The sequence below is a fragment of the Actinoallomurus purpureus genome (genome assembly GCF_024055795.1).
GTDB lineage: Bacteria > Actinomycetota > Actinomycetes > Streptosporangiales > Streptosporangiaceae > Actinoallomurus > Actinoallomurus purpureus.
On record NZ_JAMXMY010000032.1, the window covers coordinates 75167 to 93479 of the forward strand.

The window sequence follows — 18313 nt, forward strand, 5'->3', positions numbered from 1 at the left end:
TCGAGCGTCTCCCCGGGCCTCGGCACTCACCCCATTCGACGGGAGGGCGCACCACCGTGACCGCCATGCTCCACGAGACGACGCCGACCACATCCATCACCACGATGTGCTGGCGCCGGACCTTCCCCGGCCGCCCGGACCAGGCGCGACTCGTCCGCAGGTTCGTGGCCTTCCTCCTGGAGGACTGCCGGCGCGCCGACGACGCGGTCCAGGTGGTGGCCGAACTGGCCGGCAACGCCCTCATCCACACCCGTTCCGGCCGGCCCGGTGGCACGTTCGTCGTCGAGGTGCGCCGCGGGGAGGACTGCCTGGCGATCTCCGTCACCGATCAGGGAGGATCGCTGGAGGACAGCGGCCCCCATACGAGGCGGCACGACGACGACCTCGCCGAGAACGGCCGCGGCCTCCCCATCGTCGAGGACCTCGCCACCCACGTCACCTGGACCGGCGACCCGGACCACGGCCACACGGTCACCGCCACCTTCAGCTGAGCCCCCGTTCACCCGCATTCCCGAGTCTTCGCCGGCCCGTCGGCCACTCACCACTTCCGATCCCGCCCCGGCCGGCGGTCATTCACCGAGCGTCGAGGACACCGCGGCCGGCACCGATCAGCTCGGTGCTCTACCGCGAGGACGCCGGGCCACGACACGCCTGAAGCCCCGGCACCGAATCATCCCGGGACTCGACGGGAAGTGATCACTTCGCGACGGGGACGAGTTCGGTCTCTGGGGCGGGGATCTGTTCGGCGGACTCCGCCCGGCGGCGGCCGGTCACCTGCGATGGAAGCCGTGCGACCGCAGTGGGCGCGCCGGCCACGACCGTCATCACCGTACCCCCGCCTGCCCGGTGAGGAGTCGCACGGGACCCGATGACGGAGTGGCGCGGAGCCATGCGAACGACGGGAGGGTCGCGACCGGCCGCCGCGAGGTCTGTCTTCACCTCCCGGCAGCCGTCGCGCTCTTCACGTCTCGGCGGGCGGGTCATCGGGCCGGACGACGTCGGAGGCCCAGGTCACTGACGTGGAGCTTGACCACCGCCATGACTCCGTGGCCCGGTCGGCCTTCACCCGGTTCGGATACTCGGTAGTATTCACCTGCTTTTGACGTGACCGATTCCGGACTAACATTTGACCTTGCGGCTTTTGACTTGGTTTGTGAGGATCTGCGAAGGCCAGGTAATCGGATCTCGACCCCGCCCGGGCGGCCCCCTCCGCCCGCGAGCCGAGCGCCGTTGCCATGCCGTCCCTCGGGCACGCCATCGGGGCGTGCCCGCCACCCCTGAGGGAGGCTCGTGTGAGATTCACTGCTCCCCGGCGCGCTGGACTGATCGCCGCTGCCGCCACACTGCTGGGCGGCTCCCTTCTCGCGGCGTCGGCCCAGGCGGCCGTCTCGCAGCCGGATCCGTCGCACATCGCCACGAAGCTGGCCCAGCGGCTGGGTTCCCGCTCTGCCGGCTCGTATCTCGACCGGTCCACGAAGAAGCTCGTCGTGACCGTCACCTCGAAGTCGGACGCCTCGGCCGTACGCCAGGCAGGCGCCGTTCCCCGGATCGTCCCGTTCAGCGGTGCCCGGCTCCAGCAGGCCATCGGCACCCTCGACCGTACGGCCAAGGTGCCGGGCACGGCCTGGGCCGTCGACCCCACAACCGACCAGGTCGTGCTCTCCGTCGACAGCTCGGTCACCGGTTCCAAGCTCGTCCAGGTCACCTCGGCCGCCCAGCAGCTCGGCAGCGCCGTCCGCATGGAGTACGTGCCGGGCGTCTTCCGCACCGAGATCTCCGGTGGTGACGCGATCTACGGCGGTCAGTACCGCTGCTCCCTGGGCTTCAACGTCGTCAGCGGCAGCACGTACTACTTCCTGACCGCCGGGCACTGCGGCAACATCGCGTCCAGCTGGTACAGCAACTCGAGCCACACCTCGCTGATCGGCACGACGCGGTCCAGCACCTTCCCCGGCCACGACTACGCCATCGTCACGTACGCCAGCGGCGTCGCGCACCCGGGCCAGGTCGGCAGCCAGGACATCACCTCGGCCGGCAGCGCGTACGTCGGCGAGTCGGTGACGCGCCGGGGCAGCACCACCGGCATCCATTCCGGTAGCGTCACCGCGCTCAACCAGACGGTGAACTACTCCGAGGGCAGCGTCACCGGAATGATCCGGACGACCGTCTGCGCGGAAGGCGGCGACAGCGGCGGCCCGCTCTACTCCGGCACCACGGCGCTGGGGCTGACCTCCGGCGGCAGCGGCGACTGCACCTCCGGCGGAACGACCTTCTTCCAGCCGGTCACCGCGGCGCTCAGCGCGTACGGAGTGAGCGTCTACTGATCCTTCTTCGCTGAACCCCGCTCGCGGGCCCCCGGAAGCGCGGCATCTTCCGGGGGCCCGCCCCTTTTCATTTGGCCCCGCCCTGTGACGTGCATCAGCCGCACCCGGAGCCCCGGGGTCCCCGATCGTACGAAGGACCAGGGCAACCCCGCCCCCAAGAAGATTAGGACTGGTCCGGCCCGCCGGAACCCGCCGCCGACTTAAGCGGCTCGTGTGACCAATTCAGTTCACGTAAGGGCGGTTTCCTGAAGTGATTTCGCGGCCGTGTCCAGCGCTCCAGCCTCGGTCAAACGGCGCAGCGTCTGCGCGCTTCGCGACTGTTGCAGACCGTCCAGAACGTCGGCAGCGGCACGGAGAGCGGCGCTCAGATCTTTAGTAAAGGCTCTGGGAAGCCGTGCCGCGAGCCGTTGGTAAATCGCGGCGGACTCGCGGATCGAGCCGAAGGCTCCGGCCAGGTCCGTGTGCAGGGCGACTCGTACCTCAGCACATGTCCTCAGCGAGCGCGCGAGGTCGGGCTCGTAGGCGTCGCGGTTAGCCTGCGTCAGCCGCTGGAGGATGTCGACGGCCTCCTGGGTAGTGGTCAGTGCCTCCTCACGACGCCGCACGCCCGACAGCATCGTGCCGAGGTTGTCCAACGACATGGCGAGGTCGGGCTCGTAGGCGTCGGGGTTGGTCTGCGCCAGCTGCCGGTAGATCCGCGCCGCCTCTTGCGTGGCGGTCAGTGCCTCCTCCTCACGTCCCACCCCCGACAGCATCAAGCCGAGATTGATCAGCGAGGCGGCGAGGTCGGGCTCGTAGGCGTCGCGGTCAGCCTGCGTCAGCCGCCGGCGGATGTCCACCGCCTCCTGGATGATGGTCAGTGCCTCCTCCCAACGTCCCACCTCCGACAGAGCGACGCTGAGGTTGTTAAGCGAGCGCGCGAGGCCGGGCTCGAAGGCGTCGGGGCCGACCTGCACCAGCCGCCGGTAGATCCGCGCCGCCTCTTGCGCGGCGGTCAGTGCCTCCTCCTCACGTCCCACCCCCGACAGCATCAAGCCAAGGTTGTTCAGCGACATGGCGAGGTCCGGCTCGAAGGCGTCGGGGCCGACCTGCACCAGCCGCCGGTAGACCCCCACTGCCTCCTGGACGACGGTCAATGCCTCCTCCCAACGTCCCACCTCCGACAGAATGGCACTGAGGTTGTTCAGCGACACGGCGAGGTCGGACTCATAGGCGTCCGGGTTGGCGTGCGCCAGCCGCCGGCGGATGTCCACCGCCTCTTGGATGATGGTCAGTGCCTCCTCCCAACGCCCCATCCCCGACAGATCGGCGCTGAGGTTGTTCAGCGAGCGCGCGAGGTCGGGCTCGTAGGCATCGGGCTTGGCCTGGGCCAGCCGCCGGTAGACCCGCACCGCCTCCTGGGTAACGGTCAGTGCCCTCTCCCAACGTCCCACCTCCGACAGAGCGACGCTGAGGTTGTTCAGCGAGCGCGCGAGGTCGGGCTCGTAGGCATCGGGGTTGGCCTGCGCCAGCCGCCGCCGGGTGTCCACCGCCTCCTGGGTAGCCGTGAGAGCTTGGTGATGCAGGCCAGCGTTGTGCAGGCGGACGCCCAGGCGGTGGTGGATGTCGGCGCGCTGGTCGGGATCGGTGGTGGTGGCCAGACGGTGTTCGGCCAGGCGGGCGGCGATCGCGGCGATGCCTGCGTCCAGGTCGGCGTGACGTTGACCGGGCAGGTGCGCCTCGATGGCCTGCAGCAGGTCAGGGGCAATGCCGGACAGCCCGGCCAGGGCTGCCAGGCCGGCGCCGCCGGCGTGCACGGCCAGGTCCGGGTGGGCGGCCAGCAGCCGGTACAGGCGGTCGGCGACGTGGGGCCAGCGGCGTGCAGTCTCGATCAGTACCGTCAGCGCGGGCCGGATCCATCCAGCAGCCTCCAGCCCTGGCGGCGTGTCGTCGGACACGGGCTCGAAGAGCCGGGTGATCGCGGCATCGGCCCACGCATCTGCGAACCCGCCGGGACCACCGGGAGTGGTCAGGGCGAGGAAGTCCTCGCCGAGCCGATCGGGATACAGCGGTTCCAGCACGGTGCCAGGGTTGTCGGACGGGTAACACAGCTGGTGGTCGGTCAGGACCTGGTTGGCGTTCTCGGGCAGCGAGGTAACCTGCGCGCGGCCCAGCGCCTGCACACCACTGGCATGGGTGAGCGGTCCGGCCAGCGTGGCCAGGTACACAGCACGATCCATGGTCTGCGGCGGGGTGGGCAGCGGATCGCTGTCCCGGGCGTGCCAGTGATGCCAGTGCGCGCGTTCGCGTTGCAGCAGGTACGCCGAAATCCGGTGCGGGTCGGCGGGCACGGTCGCGCCATGGTGGCGGGCGTCCACTGCGGCCAGCGCGGCCATGTGCACGGTCAGCACCTGGGCGAACGGGGCGCCCTCCAACTCCCGCGGTGGGGCGATATGCGCACAGCCGGGGAGTTGCATGGCCTCGGCGAAGGCGTCGCGAGCATCGGTGAACAGGCTGCGCCGGTCGATCCCGCCCTCGCCGCCCAGCGGCGGCAACGCCACTGCGTCGGCGGGGATGTCCAAGTCGGCATCCAGCCAGTTCTCCAGCGCTTCCCACCACCAGCCCGCGCTGCGGGCCAGCAGCAGCACCCGGAGTACCGGCGCCATCGGCAGCCGCCCGGCCAGGGTGTACAGGTCGACGATCAGAGCCTGTAGATGAGAAGTCGGCCACCGATCGGCGTAGTCCACCACCAGCAGCAGCCCACCGGCCTCTCCAGGCGCAGTAAGCCGCTGCGGTGATGACGCCGTGGGCAGCGGCTGGCGAGCCTGCCACACCTGCCACCGGCCGGCCTGCTCGCGGGCGAACTGGGCAGCCAGCCGGGACTTGCCCTGCCCGCCGGGCCCATGCACCAGCCGTACCGACACCGGCGCCTGCTCGCCCAGCCACCCCGCCAGCTTCTGCCGCACCTCGGTACGCCCCGCGAATGGCACCAGCTCATAGCGGGCCAAGAGCAACCGGGACGGCTGTGCCCGGGCACGGTCCACCCCCGGCCCGCCCCGTACCGCCGGCCACGGCACCACCCCGTACACCGGCCGGGCCAAGGTGACCGTGACGTCCCTGCCCACGTTCTGAATCTGGACGACATCCCCGACCACGACGCTGTCGGTCACCGACTGGCCGGCGGCACGGCCATCCCCGCAGCCGGGATCGTCGCCGGGAACCACGCCCGCCTCTGGGCCGGTCACCGGTCGATATCGGCGTCCCCGCCGACCCCGTCGATCTGTGTCACCTCACCGGCCACCCGCGCGTCGCGCACCGCCTGCTCCCCCGGCACACCCTTACCCGCCTCCGGCTTGGGCGGCACCGCAGGCGGCCTCGCCAGCCCCGGCGGCGGGGCGCCCAGGTGCAGATCACTGCCGACGCTTCTGACCTGAGTGACGCCACCACCGATGGTCGAGCCGGTCACCGACTGGCCGCCCGGTGGTGGCGGCGCGGGCGATGCAGGCGCGGTCGCCTGGCGGGCCAGGATCACCCCGTACACCGACACCACCAGCCCCGCCAGGCCGATTAACGCACTGACCGCGCTGGCCAGCTTGTCGGCCTTATCCAACCCCACCGCCACGAAATACCCGCCCAGCCCAGCCGCGGCCGCCACCGCGACCCCGCCCCCGGCCCACGCCAGTACCGGCCCTCGCGTCCACGCCATAACTAGTCATCATCGACCACACACCAAAATCCCGGAAGTGAGTCCCGCAGCAACACGGCACCCGGCCGAACCCGGCCAACTCGCCGGGCAGCCCTGGGCGCTGTTGACGATCGCCCATGCCCTTCTCATGGGCGGCCCTGGGCGTCCTCGCCGCCGTCGTGGTCACGGCCGCCTCCCGGCGCCGGCTCCGCCGTGCGATCGCGCCCGAGCGCCTCCGCACCGAGTGACCCGGCGCGCGGCGGTTCACCGGCTGGGGCGCAGGTCGGGCGTGATGCCGGGGTCGTGCAGCACGACCCAGCCGTCCTGTCTGGAGACGACCGTGTACCCCCGCTGCAGCAGAAACCGTACGCGGTCGCGCTGCGCGCCCAGGGCCGGGAAGGGGAAGGTCATGCGGGCGGTGTCGGCGACGACCCAGGGCGCCCGGCGGACGCGGGTGTCCCACAGCAGCACGCGGGTCCGGCCGGACAGTTGCGGCCCGACGACGTTGGCGGCCTCGACCAGCACGCCGTCGGGTACGGCCGCGACGGCGTGGGCGGCGGCCCGCGCGTGCGCGTCGCGCCGGTAGAACACCGGGTCGAAGAAGCTCTTGAACGCGAAGCGCGGAACGACGATGGCGGCGGCCAGCAACGCGGCCACCGGCCAGACGAGGTCCACGCGGAGCCGCCACCCGCGTGGCCCCGGCAGGCGGAGCCGCGAGAGCCGGCAGGCGCCGTCGACGCCCGCCGCGACCAGCAGGACCGTCAGCGCGACGTTGTAGTGGAACCTCGGCTCCCACCAGTGCTCGAAGCGGTTCGCGAGCATCCGCTCGGCCAGCAGGGGCAGCACCGACAGGGTGATCGGTGAGGCCAGTGGGACGAGGAGCAGCGGCAGGATCAGCCATGCCATGGTCGTCGCCTTGACGTCCGGCGTCACGAAGAGCTTCAGCGCGGTCCACGGATGCGTCACGGCGTACACGGCGGCGTGCGGCAGGTCCCGCCCCAGGGCGTCATAGGCCCAGTAGTAGTCCGCCGCGCCGCCGAACGCCGGGATCAGCACCCGGGAGGCCAGCCACGTCCACCCCACCCCGGCGACCACGAGGACTCCCGCCAGGCGCCGCTCCCCCGGCCGGGTCAGCAGGTAGAGCCCGAAGCCTGCGACGAGCAGCCCCATGTCCTCCTTGACCAGCAACAGCGCTCCGGCGGCCAGCACGCACTGCCGCCGCCGGCCGGCGTCGTGCCGTTCGAGCATCAGCATGGACAGTACGGGGGTGAACGCCATCTCGTGGAAGTCGAACGCGACGGTCTCGGCCACCGGCCAGGCCAGCGCGTACACGCCCGCGACGCAGTGCGCCGCCCACGCGCCGAACCGCCGCCGGGTGAACATCCACAACGGCACGATCGTCAGCGCCAGGAGGACGGCCTGGGCGACCAGGAGCGTCTGGGGCCCGTCGTGGATCCAGTACAGCGGCGCGAGCAGGGCGAGGATCGGCGAGAAGTGGTCACCGAGCACGGTGAAGTGAGGGCCGAAGCCGTTGTGCACGCCCTTGGCGATCGACACGGGCAGATGGAAGCGGCTGTAGGAGCGCACCGCCTGGTCGAAGATCACCAGGTCGTACGTGGTGGTGCGGAAGGTCCAGTACCGCACCAGCGCGAACACCGAGTACGCCACCGCGGCGGCCACAACGAGGACGCCGACGGCGCCCTCGTCGCGCCGGGCGCGACCGGGGCGCACGTCCGGGCCGGCGGTCTCGGCCGACATCGCGATCATCCGAGCGCGCCGCGGATGCGGTCCGCGTACGCGCGGGCCTCGTCGTCGGAGTCGTACTTGGTTCGGGGCCAGAAGAAGCCGCGCAGCCCGTCCTTGCGATTCCGGGGAACGACGTGGACGTGCAGATGGGGCACGCTCTGGCTGATCCGGTTGTTCACCGCGACGAAGGATCCCGCGGCGGCGAGCGCCGTCTCCATGGCGACGGACAACTGCTGCCCGGCCGCGAACAGCGGCTGGAGGAGGTCGGCCGGCAAGTCCGCGAGGGTCTCGACGTGGGTCCGCGGCACGAGGAGGGTGTGCCCCTTGAACAGCGGGCGGGTGTCCAGGAACGCGACGACGGGACCGTCGTCGAGCACCACGTGAGCGGGTCGCTCCCCCTTCACGATCTCGCAGAACAGGCAGTCCATGATGGGCATTCTTCCGCTTACGGTCGTCTTATCGGGCGGCAATAGGCTCTTGACCCGTGCAATTCAACCAGGTGGCCTTCCGGTATCGCCGACGCGCTCCGTGGGTGCTGCACGACGTGACGCTGACCGTACCCCGCGGCCGGATCATTGAGGTGAACGGCCGCAATGGAGCAGGCAAATCAACGCTCCTCCGGCTGATCGCCGGCGTCGTGCCGCCGGGGAGGGGCAGGGTCGCCGGTCGGCCGTCCTCCACCGGGTACGCCCCGGAGCGGTTCCCGGCGGAACAGCCGTTCACCGCGCGGGCCTACCTCGGGCACATGGCCGCCGTACGCGGCGCTCCGCCGTCGCGGGTCGGAGAGTGGGCGGAGCGGCTGGGCTTCACCGAGCTTCTGGACACCCGTCTGCCCGACCTGTCCAAGGGCAGCGCGCACAAGGCCGGACTCGTCCAGGCGCTGCTGGCCGCACCCGGGCTGCTCGTCTTCGACGAGCCGTTCGCTGGCCTCGACGCGCGGACGCGCACGGCGCTGCCGGCCCTCCTGGCCGAGCTCGCGTCCGAGGGGTCGTCCGTCATCGTCAGCGACCACCAGGGCGACCTTCGCGAACTGCCCGGGGTGATGCGCTGGCAGGTCGCCGGACGGACGGTGACCGAAGGGGACCTCCCCGAGGAGCACGCCGTCGTCGAGGTGGTCGTGCCCCGCTCCGAGGCTGAGGACCTGGTGACCCGCCTCAAGGCGGACGGCTACGAGGCGCGGTGCCGATGATCGCGGCGATGCGGTTCCAGCTCGCCGGGTACGCCCGCTCCACGCGGGCCCTGCACCCGGTGCTCGCGCTCGCGCTGCTGCTGGCGATCATGTTCTCCGGCCCGCTCGGCGGGACCCCGGCCCAGGTACGGTCCGGCGCCCTCACCACGCTCGGCGACCTCGCCGCGCTGACCTTCCCGATCTGCGCCTGGGCGGCGCGCGGGCTGCTCGACACCGAACCGGACGCCCAGCGGCACATCGGCGTGGTCACCCTCGGAGGATGGCGGGCGATGGCCTGCGGGCCGATCACGGCCGCGGCGTTCACCGCCTGCCTGGCGCTGGTCGCCTCGGCGTACCCCCTGGCCGAGGCGGTACGGTCCGGCATCCAGGCGTCGGTGCTGCTGCCGGCGGTCGCGTTGATGCTGCTGTCGGCACTGGCCGCGACGGCGCTCGGGGCGCTCACCAGCCGGGCGATCATCCCCTCCCCCGGCTGGTCGGTCCTCGTACTGCTCGGCGTCTACGTGGTCGATCTGCTGCTGGGGCTCGGCCCGCTGCGGGTCCTCACCGTCCCGATGATCGAATGGATGGGGGCCGCAGGCCGCGGCGCGTCCACGTTCACGAGCGGCCTGCCGTGGTTCGCCCTGCGCACGCTGGCCTGGGCGGCGCTCGCCATGGTCCTGTACGCCCGCCTCCGCCGCACGCGCCCCTAAGGCCTGTCTCAAAGCCCCGCTGTCCTACTGCGCGGCGCCCAGGTGGCGCCTCGCCGCGTTGTCGCCCCACCCCACGAAAACGCGAGGGACGGCTTCGCCGACCCGGCGCGTTTCCGCGGGGACCCCGGGAGGAGTCGCCAGCCAACACCAGGCTGACTCCCTCCTCCGCCTTCCGAGGCACCACCTGGACACCGCTCGCTACGGACGGGGACTTTGAGACAGGCCCTAGGCCTGGGCCAGGCGGTCGATCTCGGCCGCCAGGTGGTCGAGGAAGCCGTCGACGTCGGGCTGGGCGTACCCGGGCCGGATACGGGTCGTCGCGAAACGCGCGGCCCGTACGTCGGCCGAGCGAGCGCGGCGCCCGCGCAGTTCGACGATCATCCGGTCCAGGAAGGCGTCGACCTCCCGTTCGGCGTACCCCTCGCTCAGTCGAGTGGTGACGAAGCGCACGTTGCGCACCAGCCCGATGAGCCGGTCGGTCTCGGCCGCGGACAACCGCCGCCGCCCGCCGTTCTCCTTCGCCTCCAGCTCCCGCAGGTACTCCTCAAGCCTCTCGTCGACGGCACGTCCGCGGTAGCCGCGCAGGGTGATCGGAAAGCGCACCCGGCCCACCTCGGCCGCGGTCACCGGCGGCGCGAACAGCTGGGCACGGCCGAGAGTCCCCTCGATACGGGCGATGAACGCGTCCACCTGGTGGCGGTGGTAGCCGCGGGCGGCGATCGGGAAACCGGGCATGGCCGCATTCTCCCCAAAATCATGATCCCGTGGCATCCCAGCCTGAAAAAGGGTGTGCGGCCCCGTACCAGCGGAAATCTGTCAGGAAGGTCGTCACACGGACCAGGGGGGCTGAAAGATGACCACGGAGAATGCCGACGGGCCGCAGAAGGTCGTACTCGGCGGGTACACGAGCCACGCGGCCGCGCAGCGCGCGGTGGACGTCCTGGCCGAGCGGGACTTCCCGGTCGAGCACGTCACGATCGTCGGCTCCGGGCTGCGGCTCGAGGAACAGGTCCTCGGCCGCTGGACGCTCGGCAAGGCGCTGCTGGCCGGCGCGAGTTCGGGCGCCTGGATCGGCCTGCTCATCGGGCTTATCTTCTGGATCGTCAGTCCCTGGGTCGTCGGCGCCGTGATCTCGGCCGTCATCCTGGGCGCGATCTTCGGTGCGATCTTCGCCGCGGCCGCGCACGCGGTGCGCCGGCAGACGTTCTCGTCGGCGAGCGCCGTCGTGGCCGACCGGTACGACGTGCTGGTCGACGCGGAGTTCGCCGCAGAGGCCAGGCGGCTGCTGGCCGCCGTGCCCGTCACCGACCAGCCCCACTGAACCGGGGCGGTTGCTACTCGACGGTCTTGGCCGCGAGCTGACCGCACGCGCCGTCGATCTCCTGGCCACGCGTGTCCCGTACGGTGACGGGGACGCCGTGGGCCTCCAGACGACGGACGAACTCCGTCTGATCCGACGGCCGCGACGCGGTCCACTTCGACCCGGGCGTGGGGTTCAGCGGGATCAGGTTGACGTGCACCGGGTGGCTCTTGATCAGTCGGCCGAGCAGGTCGGCCCGCCACGCCTGGTCGTTGATGTCCCGGATGAGGGCGTACTCGATCGAGATCCGGCGCCGGGTCCGCTCGGCGTACGCCCACGCCGCGTCGAGGACCTCGGCGACCTTCCAGCGCGTGTTGATCGGCACGAGTTCGTCGCGCAGCTCGTCGTCCGGCGCGTGCAGCGAGACCGCGAGGCGGACCTTGAAGTCGAGGTCGGCCAACTGGTTGATCTTCGGCACCAGCCCGACCGTGGAGACGGTGATGTTCCGCTGGGAGATCCCCAGCCCGCGCGGGCTCGGGTCGCTGAACCGATGGATCGCCCGGACGATGGTGGAGAAGTTGGCGAGCGGCTCGCCCATCCCCATGAAGACGATGTTGCTGACCCGGCCCCTGCCGCCGGCAATCTCACCGCGATCGAGCGCCCGGGCGCCCGCCACCACCTGCTCGACGATCTCCGCGGTCGACAGGTTGCGGGTCAGACCGGCCTGGCCTGTGGCGCAGAACGGGCAGTTCATCCCGCATCCGGCCTGTGAGGAGACGCACATCGTCACGCGGTCCGGATACCGCATGAGGACCGACTCGACGAGCGTGCCGTCGAACCCCTTCCACAGCGTCTTGCGGGTGGCGCCGTCGTCACAGGTCAGATCGCGCACCGGCGTGAGCAGTGCGGGCATCAGCTCGGTGACGAGGCGATCCCGGACGGTCGCCGGCAGGTCGGTCATGTCGGCCGGATCGTCGGCGAGCCTGCCGAAATAGTGGCGCGACAACTGGTCGGCGCGGAACGGCTTTTCGCCGAGCGCGTCGACGGCCTCGCGCCGCTCGTCCCAGGACAGGTCGGCGAGGTGGCGCGGTGGCTTCGCCCGGCGGGGAGCGGCGAAGGTGAGCTGAGCGGGCATGTCCGTTCCAGTGTGGCAGACGCCGGGGTGAGCTTCGAACGTCGACGCACCCCGCCCACCGCGCCGGCCGCCGCATGTTCTCGGTGTTTCGGCACCCGGTCCGACCCCTCACCGGCGGCATCTTCACCGGGGAGGCCGTCAATGCCGCTCCGAGGGCCGCACAATCACTACAGTCCCGTCTATGCCGGTATTGCGCAGAACGCCGCAGGAGAAGCGTGTCCTGATCAGTGACACCAGCCCCTACGGAAGCCGTGTCCTCGAAGTTGAATCCGATCACGTCGCCACAGCGGCGTACCTCCGCAGGAGCGACGGGCATACCGTTGCCGCGGCCTGGATCGCCAACCATCAGGACGCTTCGCCCCACCCCGACCTCGCGCGGCTGAACGCGGGCCTGGTGCCCGCCATGCCGACGGGCCACACCAAGCACCCCAAGGGGCGGTCGGCACCCGACCCGCGGTCATTGAAGATCGTCTGGTTCGAGGAAGGCGACGGTGCCGCGCTGCTCGAGGACGGGCAGCCGCTCTGCGTGATCCCCGGCTGGGCGGACATGGACCGTGGACTGCCGGGCTACAGCCGGGAGGCCATCGGCCAGAGCCCGTTCGCGTTCGCACTGGACGATGAGATCGAGGACCTCGGTCCGCGCATCCTGCAGGCCCAGGCCTTCTGGGACTGGCGGAGCGGAGACGGCGCCTGGGAGGGGTTCCAGCAGTCGGTGCTGGGACACCTGCTGGCCCGGCTCGGCCCCGGCGGGTACTACTGGCACGACGTGGGCCGGCAGTGGCGCTCCCGCTCGGGCGAGGAAACGGCCGCGGGGGGCGAACAGCCCATCGTCGGGGTATCGGAGCGGCCCGCGCTCGATGACCGGTCCTACCGGGTGCTGAGCACCGTGGGCATGAGCTGCCAGCGGATGCCCACGGTCGAGTTGTACGAGGACAACGTGGGCGAACACGCCCGTATCGAGCTTGCCGTGGCGACGACCCTGCCCAGCCAGCGGGCCGGCAGCATCTTCCCCTGGCTGGCGCAGTATCCGTGGCGTGCGGTCACGTCGTTCGCCCCGGGCGACAACGTCAAGTGGTACCACGAGGCGAAGACGTTCCCGCTCGGCTCGGGCTGGGAGGGCGTTCTGCTGCTGGACGAGCCGAGCCGCCTCAAAGGACCGGCCGCGCCGGACATGCGCGGGTTCTCGTTCGGCGACGACCCGGTGCAGTGGCTGTGGCTCGTACCCATCACCGAGGCGGAGCGGCAGTTCGGTAAGGACGAGGGTCCCGACGCGTTGATCGAACGGCTCGCCCGGAAGGGGCGCAGCTGGATCGTCGGCGAGGACTGAAGCCCCAGGGGACGGTTGGCGGCCGGACGGGAAGGCCGGCCGCCGACGATACGCCGGCCCCGGGCGTCGATCCATGCCGGCGGCGGTGCGGGAAGGCCGGGAGCAGACCGAGGCGGGCACCGACACCCGGAAGAGACGCAGCGCCGCGCGCGCCCCTGGACAGGTCTTGGGCGTGGACTGAACAGGTCCCAGGCGTGGACGAACCCGGCAGGAGGCGTGGGCTGCCGGCAGGGCCCGGACCTGGAAGAGACCGCCAGGAGGCGCGGACTGGCAGCCCCGGGTCTGGACGAAACCGCCAGGAGGCGCTCAGGCGGGCACGAAGGCCTGGAAGAGCAGCCAGACGACCGGCACGGTCGCGAGGAGGGAGTCGAGGCGGTCCATGACACCGCCGTGTTCGGGCAGCAGGGTGCCCATGTCCTTGATGCCGAGATCCCTCTTGATCATTGACTCGATGAGGTCGCCGAGCGTGGCGGAGCACACGGCGGCGGCACCGACGAGGACCCCCTGCCACCAGGCACCGTCCAGCAGCCACGGCAGCAGCAGGCCGCCGACCGCCATGCAGGTGAGGGACGAGCCGGTGAACCCCTCCCAGGTCTTCTTCGGGCTGATGGCCGGGGCCATCTTGTGCGTGCCCAGGAAGGATCCCGCGAAGAAGCCGCCGATGTCGCTCGCGACCGTCACCGCGATGAACACGATGATGCGGTCCGGGCCATCGCTCGCGTGGAGCATGAGGACGACGAACGCCGCGAGGAACGGGACGTACGCCGCCGCGAATACACCGGCCGTCGCGTCGCGGACGTACCCCTCCTGGCCTCCCGTCAGCCGCCACAGCAGGATCGCCAGCACCGTCAGGGCGAACGTCGCCACCAGGGCGGTGGTCCCCCACACGTAGGTGCAGACCAGCATGGCCAGGCCGCCCGCCATGAGCGGGACCTGCGCGATCCGGACGCCCCGCGTCCCGAACGCCCGGATGAGCTCCCACACGGCCATGCCGATGAAGACCACGACGACGCCGAGGAAGATCTCCTTGACGGTGTAGAGGGATACCAGCACGACGGCGCCGAGGCCCAGGCCGACCCCGACCGCGATGGGGAGGTTCCGGCCTGGCCTACGCTTCTTCTTGCCCGTTTCCGCCTGTGCCTCCGGGATCTCCGGGGCGGGCGTGTGGGCCTGCTCGAGTCCCACTAGACCTCGAGCAACTCGGCTTTCTTGTGCTCGAGCAGCTCGTCGATCTTGGCGACGTGCTTGTGCGTGAAGTCGTCGAGCTCCTTCTCCGCACGGCGCACGTCGTCCTCGCCCGCGTCGCCACCCTTGGCGAGCTTGTCGAGGGCGTCCTTGGCGTGGCGGCGGATGTTGCGGATCGAGACCCGCGCGTCCTCCGCCTTGTGCCCGGCCACCTTGATGAACTCCTTGCGGCGCTCCTCGGACAGCTCGGGGAACACCACACGGATGATCTTCCCGTCGTTGCCCGGGTTGACACCGAGGTCGCTCTCGCGAATGGCCTTCTCGATCGCCGTCAGCGAAGACGCGTCGTACGGTTGGACGATCACCATACGGGGCTCGGGAAGCTGGAAGGACGCCAGCTGGTTGATCGGCGTCGGCGTCCCGTAGTACTCCACAGTGATCTTGTTGAACATCGCGGGCGTTGCCCGGCCGGTACGGATGCCGTTGAAGTCATCCTTGGCGACCGTGACGGCCTTCTCCATCTTCTCCTCGGCTTCGAGGAGGATATCGTCGATCACCTTCGGCTCCTGTTTCAGCTCTCCGCCGGACTTACCAATGTGCCGATCTTCTCACCACGGACGGCCCGTACGATATTGCCTTGCCCCATCAGATCGAAGACCACGATGGGCAGACCGTTGTCCATGCAGAGGCTGATCGCGGTCGCGTCCATCACCTTCAGGCCGCGCTGCAGCACCTCGCCGTACTCGAGCCGGTCGAACCGGAAGGCGTCCGGGTTCTTCTTCGGGTCGGCGTCGTACACGCCGTCGACCTGGGTGCCCTTCAGCACGGCGTCGGCGCCGATCTCCAGCGCCCGCTGTGCCGCGGCCGTGTCGGTGGAGAAGAACGGCTGGCCGAGGCCGGCACCGAAGATCACCACACGGCCCTTCTCGAGGTGGCGGATGGCCCTACGGGGGATGTACGGCTCCGCGACCTGCCCCATCGTGATCGCCGTCTGCACCCGCGTGTCCAGGCCGAGCTTCTCGAGGAAGTCCTGCAGCGCGAGGCAGTTGATCACCGTGCCGAGCATGCCCATGTAGTCGCTGCGGGCGCGGTCCATGCCCTGGGCCGACATCTGTGCCCCGCGGAACATGTTGCCGCCACCGCAGACCACCGCGACCTGCACGCCCTCGCGCACCACCTCGGCGATCGCCTCGGCGATGTGCTGGACGACCGCGGGGTCGATGCCGAGCGCCCCTCCACCGGCGAACGCCTCGCCGGAGAGTTTGAGGAGCACCCGCTTCCAGCCATGGTGAGACGACTGAGCCGCCGTCGTGTCGGGGGTCTTACTGTCCTGCACGGCGGCGGCTCCTTCGTTGTCTCTCAGCTGCTGGGCGTCCTCGGGGGGACTTAGAGCTGCCCCACCCTGAACCGGGCGAACTGCTTGACGTTCACACCCGCGTCCTGAAGGACCTTACCGACGGTCTTCTTCGGGTCCTTCACGAAGGGCTGCTCCACCAGGACGAAGTCCTTGAAGTATGCCTTCACGCGACCCTCGACGATCTTCGGGATCGCCTGCTCCGGCTTGCCCTCGTCGCGGGTGATCTGCTCGGCGAGCGCCCGCTCCTTGGCGACCACGTCGGACGGGACGTCCTCGTTGGTGAGGTACTTCGGAGACATCGCGGCGATCTGCTGCGCGATCTCCTTGGCCACCTCGGGTGCCTCGGCGTCGAGCTCGACCAGCACGCCCGTGGCCGGCGGCAGCGACGGGTCGGACTTGTGCAGGTAGCTGGCGACGTACGCGCCCTTGAAGTGGGCGAAGCGGCCGAGCTCGAGCTTCTCCCCGATCTTGGCGCTGTTCTCGTCGATCAGCTGCTGGAGCGTCTTGCCCGGCTCGATCTCGACGGCCAGCAGAGCGTCGCGGTCGGTCACGTCACTCTTCGCGGCGAACTCGACGATCTGGTTGGCCAGCGCGATGAACTGGTCGTTCTTGGCGACGAAGTCGGTCTCGCAGTTGAGCTCGAGGATCGCGCCGTCGCCGGAACCGTTGAAGAACTCGGCGACCAGGCCGTTGGCGGCGGTGCGCTCGGCGCGCTTGCCGACGTCCTTGGCGCCCTTGAGGCGGAGCAGCTCGACCGCCTTGTCGAGGTCGCCCTCGGACTCCTCGAGGGCCTTCTTACAGGCCATCATCCCCGAGCCGGTGGCGTCCCGGAGCTTCTTGACGTCGGCGGCGGTGAAGTTCGCCATTGTGGTCTTGTCTCTCTCGTCGTCGGTCGTGGGTCGTCAGGATTCCTGGCCGGTCTGCGGCTGCTCGGCCGGCGTGGCCTCGGGAGCCTCAGCCTGGGGAGCCTCCGCCTGGGGGGCCTCGACCTGAGCAGCCTCGACCTGAGCAGCCTCAGCCTGCGGAGCCTCAGCCTGCGGAGCCTCGACCGGCGCCTCCGGAGCGGCCTCGGCCGCGTCACCGGACTCCTTCTTGCTCTGGAGCAGCTCGCGCTCCCACTCGGGGAGCGGCTCCTCGGCGCCGACGGCGGCGGGCTTCTCGTCACCGGACGGCGCGGCGCCGGCACGGGCCATCAGGCCGTCGGCCACGGCGTCCGCGACCACGCGGGTCAGCAGGCTGACGCTGCGGATGGCGTCGTCGTTGCCCGGGATCGGGTAGTCGACCTCGTCCGGGTCGCAGTTGGTGTCGAGGATCGCCACCACCGGGATGCCCAGCTTGCGGGCCTCGTTGACGGCGATGTGCTCCTTCTTGGTGTCGCAGATCCACACCGCGCTGGGCACGCGCGCCATGTCGCGGATACCGCCGAGGGTGCGCTCGAGCTTGTCCTTCTCACGCTTGCGCATGAGAAGTTCCTTCTTCGTCATGCCCGAGCCGGCGACGTCGTCGTAGTCGAGCTCCTCGAGCTCCTTCAGACGCGTCAGGCGCTTGTGCACCGTGGAGAAGTTGGTGAGCATGCCGCCCAGCCAGCGCTGGTTGACGAACGGCATGCCGACGCGCTGCGCCTGCTCGGCGATCGACTCCTGCGCCTGCTTCTTGGTGCCGACGAACAGGATCGTGCCGCCGTGGGCGACGGTCTCCTTGATGAAGTCGAAGGCGCGGTCGATGTAGGACAGCGACTGCTGCAGGTCGATGATGTAGATGCCGTTGCGCTCGGTGAAGATGAAGCGCTTCATCTTCGGGTTCCAGCGGCGGGTCTGATGCCCGAAGTGGACACCGCTCTCGAGCAGTTGCCTCATGGTGACGACGGGTGCCATGCCCGTGTTCTCCTGTCCGGCCCAGTGTCGGGCCACGTCCCGGTTGTTTGCCTGCGCCCGTGCGCACCCCTGCCATGACGCGTGGTCATGGACCGAGAGGGTCGCCCCACCAAAGGCTCGGTGGCCGGCGGACGCGTGAATTCGGTCGTGCGACCGTTGAGGCAAGTGTACCGGCGGCTCACCCCACCGTGGACTCCGCGCCTCCAACCCGAGGTTTTCCACAGCTTTCGTCGGGGGCCTGTCCCGGACCGGGCGGGTCGGCGCATGCTCTGATGCATGGTCTGGCCCGCAACGTGCCTGGTCAACGCCGCGCCGCTCAGCATGATCGCGGTGTCGCTCGATATGATCGCGGCGACGCTTCATCCCATCGCGTCGCCGTTTCCCTCCTCAGGCGCGGGGGAAACACGCTGGCAGTGGCCGTTACGCCCGCGACCGCCCGTGGTGCGCCGCTTCGACCCGCCCACCCACCCGTGGGAGGCCGGACACCGGGGAGTCGATCTCGCCGCACCGCCCGGCCGGCCAG

At 70.3% G+C, this 18313-nt stretch carries 18 protein-coding genes and 1 pseudogene; 7 read left to right on the top strand and 12 right to left on the bottom strand.

Going from position 1 to position 18313, the window contains the following annotated elements; genetic code table 11:
- The first annotated feature begins 65 nt into the window (after positions 1-65).
- Entirely contained in the window at positions 66-491 is a 426-nt protein-coding gene (locus NE236_RS39640; RefSeq protein WP_252847449.1) for an ATP-binding protein, read from the top strand.
- Positions 492-696: 205 nt separating this feature from the next.
- Here NE236_RS39640 and NE236_RS44140 read toward each other — a convergent pair whose 3' ends face one another.
- Positions 697-825 (bottom strand): hypothetical protein, encoded by a 129-nt coding sequence (locus NE236_RS44140; protein ID WP_289851480.1) that lies wholly within the window; start codon positions 823-825, stop codon positions 697-699.
- 467 nt (positions 826-1292) lie between these two features.
- Between NE236_RS44140 and NE236_RS39645 the strand changes: the two genes are divergently transcribed.
- Positions 1293-2324: a S1 family peptidase gene (locus NE236_RS39645; RefSeq protein ID WP_252847450.1), complete on the top strand. Its 1032-nt coding sequence runs from the start codon at positions 1293-1295 to the stop codon at positions 2322-2324.
- 227 nt (positions 2325-2551) lie between these two features.
- Here NE236_RS39645 and NE236_RS39650 read toward each other — a convergent pair whose 3' ends face one another.
- The 4 genes from NE236_RS39650 to NE236_RS39665 all read right to left on the bottom strand — a co-directional run bounded on the left by NE236_RS39650 (position 2552) and on the right by NE236_RS39665 (position 8162).
- Positions 2552-5548, bottom strand: a complete 2997-nt coding sequence (locus tag NE236_RS39650) for a tetratricopeptide repeat protein (protein ID WP_252847451.1) — start codon at positions 5546-5548, stop codon at positions 2552-2554.
- A complete protein-coding gene (locus tag NE236_RS39655; RefSeq protein ID WP_252847452.1) occupies positions 5545-5958 on the bottom strand; it encodes a hypothetical protein in 414 nt (137 codons plus the stop codon). Before NE236_RS39655 ends, NE236_RS39650 begins: the two co-directional genes overlap by 4 nt.
- 294 nt (positions 5959-6252) lie before the next feature.
- Positions 6253-7746, bottom strand: a complete 1494-nt coding sequence (locus tag NE236_RS39660) for a DUF2079 domain-containing protein (RefSeq protein ID WP_252847453.1) — start codon at positions 7744-7746, stop codon at positions 6253-6255.
- A gap of 5 nt (positions 7747-7751) precedes the next feature.
- The gene (locus tag NE236_RS39665; protein WP_308209209.1) at positions 7752-8162 is read right to left on the bottom strand and encodes an HIT family protein; all 411 of its coding nucleotides are present in this window, start codon (positions 8160-8162) and stop codon (positions 7752-7754) included.
- Positions 8163-8218: 56 nt separating this feature from the next.
- Between NE236_RS39665 and NE236_RS39670 the strand changes: the two genes are divergently transcribed.
- The gene (locus NE236_RS39670) at positions 8219-8923 is read left to right on the top strand and encodes an ATP-binding cassette domain-containing protein (RefSeq protein ID WP_252847455.1); all 705 of its coding nucleotides are present in this window, start codon (positions 8219-8221) and stop codon (positions 8921-8923) included.
- Positions 8920-9612, top strand: coding sequence for a hypothetical protein (locus NE236_RS39675; RefSeq protein ID WP_252847456.1), 693 nt, complete (start codon positions 8920-8922; stop codon positions 9610-9612). The genes NE236_RS39670 and NE236_RS39675 overlap by 4 nt, the downstream gene beginning before the upstream one ends.
- Positions 9613-9837: 225 nt before the next feature.
- Here the strand turns inward: NE236_RS39675 and NE236_RS44145 are convergent, their stop codons facing one another.
- On the bottom strand, positions 9838-10347 hold the full coding sequence (locus tag NE236_RS44145) for a DivIVA domain-containing protein (RefSeq protein WP_289851481.1): 510 nt from the start codon (positions 10345-10347) through the stop codon (positions 9838-9840).
- A 118-nt stretch (positions 10348-10465) separates the two neighbouring features.
- Between NE236_RS44145 and NE236_RS39690 the strand changes: the two genes are divergently transcribed.
- Positions 10466-10933 carry a YflT domain-containing protein gene (locus NE236_RS39690; RefSeq protein WP_252847457.1) on the top strand — a complete coding sequence of 156 codons (468 nt, stop codon included), beginning with the start codon at positions 10466-10468 and terminating at the stop codon, positions 10931-10933.
- Between the two features lie 13 nt (positions 10934-10946).
- Here the strand turns inward: NE236_RS39690 and rlmN are convergent, their stop codons facing one another.
- Positions 10947-12047, bottom strand: a complete 1101-nt coding sequence (gene rlmN / locus NE236_RS39695; RefSeq protein WP_252847458.1) for a dual-specificity RNA methyltransferase RlmN — start codon at positions 12045-12047, stop codon at positions 10947-10949.
- Positions 12048-12228: 181 nt separating this feature from the next.
- Between rlmN and NE236_RS39700 the strand changes: the two genes are divergently transcribed.
- Positions 12229-13374: a suppressor of fused domain protein gene (locus tag NE236_RS39700; protein WP_252847459.1), complete on the top strand. Its 1146-nt coding sequence runs from the start codon at positions 12229-12231 to the stop codon at positions 13372-13374.
- 306 nt (positions 13375-13680) lie between these two features.
- Here the strand turns inward: NE236_RS39700 and NE236_RS39705 are convergent, their stop codons facing one another.
- Genes NE236_RS39705 through rpsB form a run of 5 tightly spaced genes read right to left on the bottom strand, consistent with a single transcriptional unit; the run spans position 13681 to position 17790 of the window.
- Entirely contained in the window at positions 13681-14559 is an 879-nt protein-coding gene (locus NE236_RS39705) for a phosphatidate cytidylyltransferase (RefSeq protein ID WP_252847460.1), read from the bottom strand.
- Positions 14559-15116 (bottom strand): ribosome recycling factor, encoded by a 558-nt coding sequence (frr, locus tag NE236_RS39710; protein WP_252847461.1) that lies wholly within the window; start codon positions 15114-15116, stop codon positions 14559-14561. The genes NE236_RS39705 and frr overlap by 1 nt, the downstream gene beginning before the upstream one ends.
- A 14-nt stretch (positions 15117-15130) precedes the next feature.
- Positions 15131-15895, bottom strand: coding sequence for a UMP kinase (gene pyrH / locus NE236_RS39715; RefSeq protein WP_252847462.1), 765 nt, complete (start codon positions 15893-15895; stop codon positions 15131-15133).
- A gap of 50 nt (positions 15896-15945) precedes the next feature.
- Positions 15946-16782: a translation elongation factor Ts gene (gene tsf / locus NE236_RS39720; protein ID WP_252847463.1), complete on the bottom strand. Its 837-nt coding sequence runs from the start codon at positions 16780-16782 to the stop codon at positions 15946-15948.
- 36 nt (positions 16783-16818) lie between these two features.
- Positions 16819-17790 carry a 30S ribosomal protein S2 gene (gene rpsB, locus NE236_RS39725; protein WP_252847464.1) on the bottom strand — a complete coding sequence of 324 codons (972 nt, stop codon included), beginning with the start codon at positions 17788-17790 and terminating at the stop codon, positions 16819-16821.
- A gap of 276 nt (positions 17791-18066) precedes the next feature.
- Here rpsB and NE236_RS39730 point away from each other — a divergent pair.
- Positions 18067-18313 (top strand): annotated as a pseudogene (locus NE236_RS39730) (hypothetical protein); the annotation flags it as partial.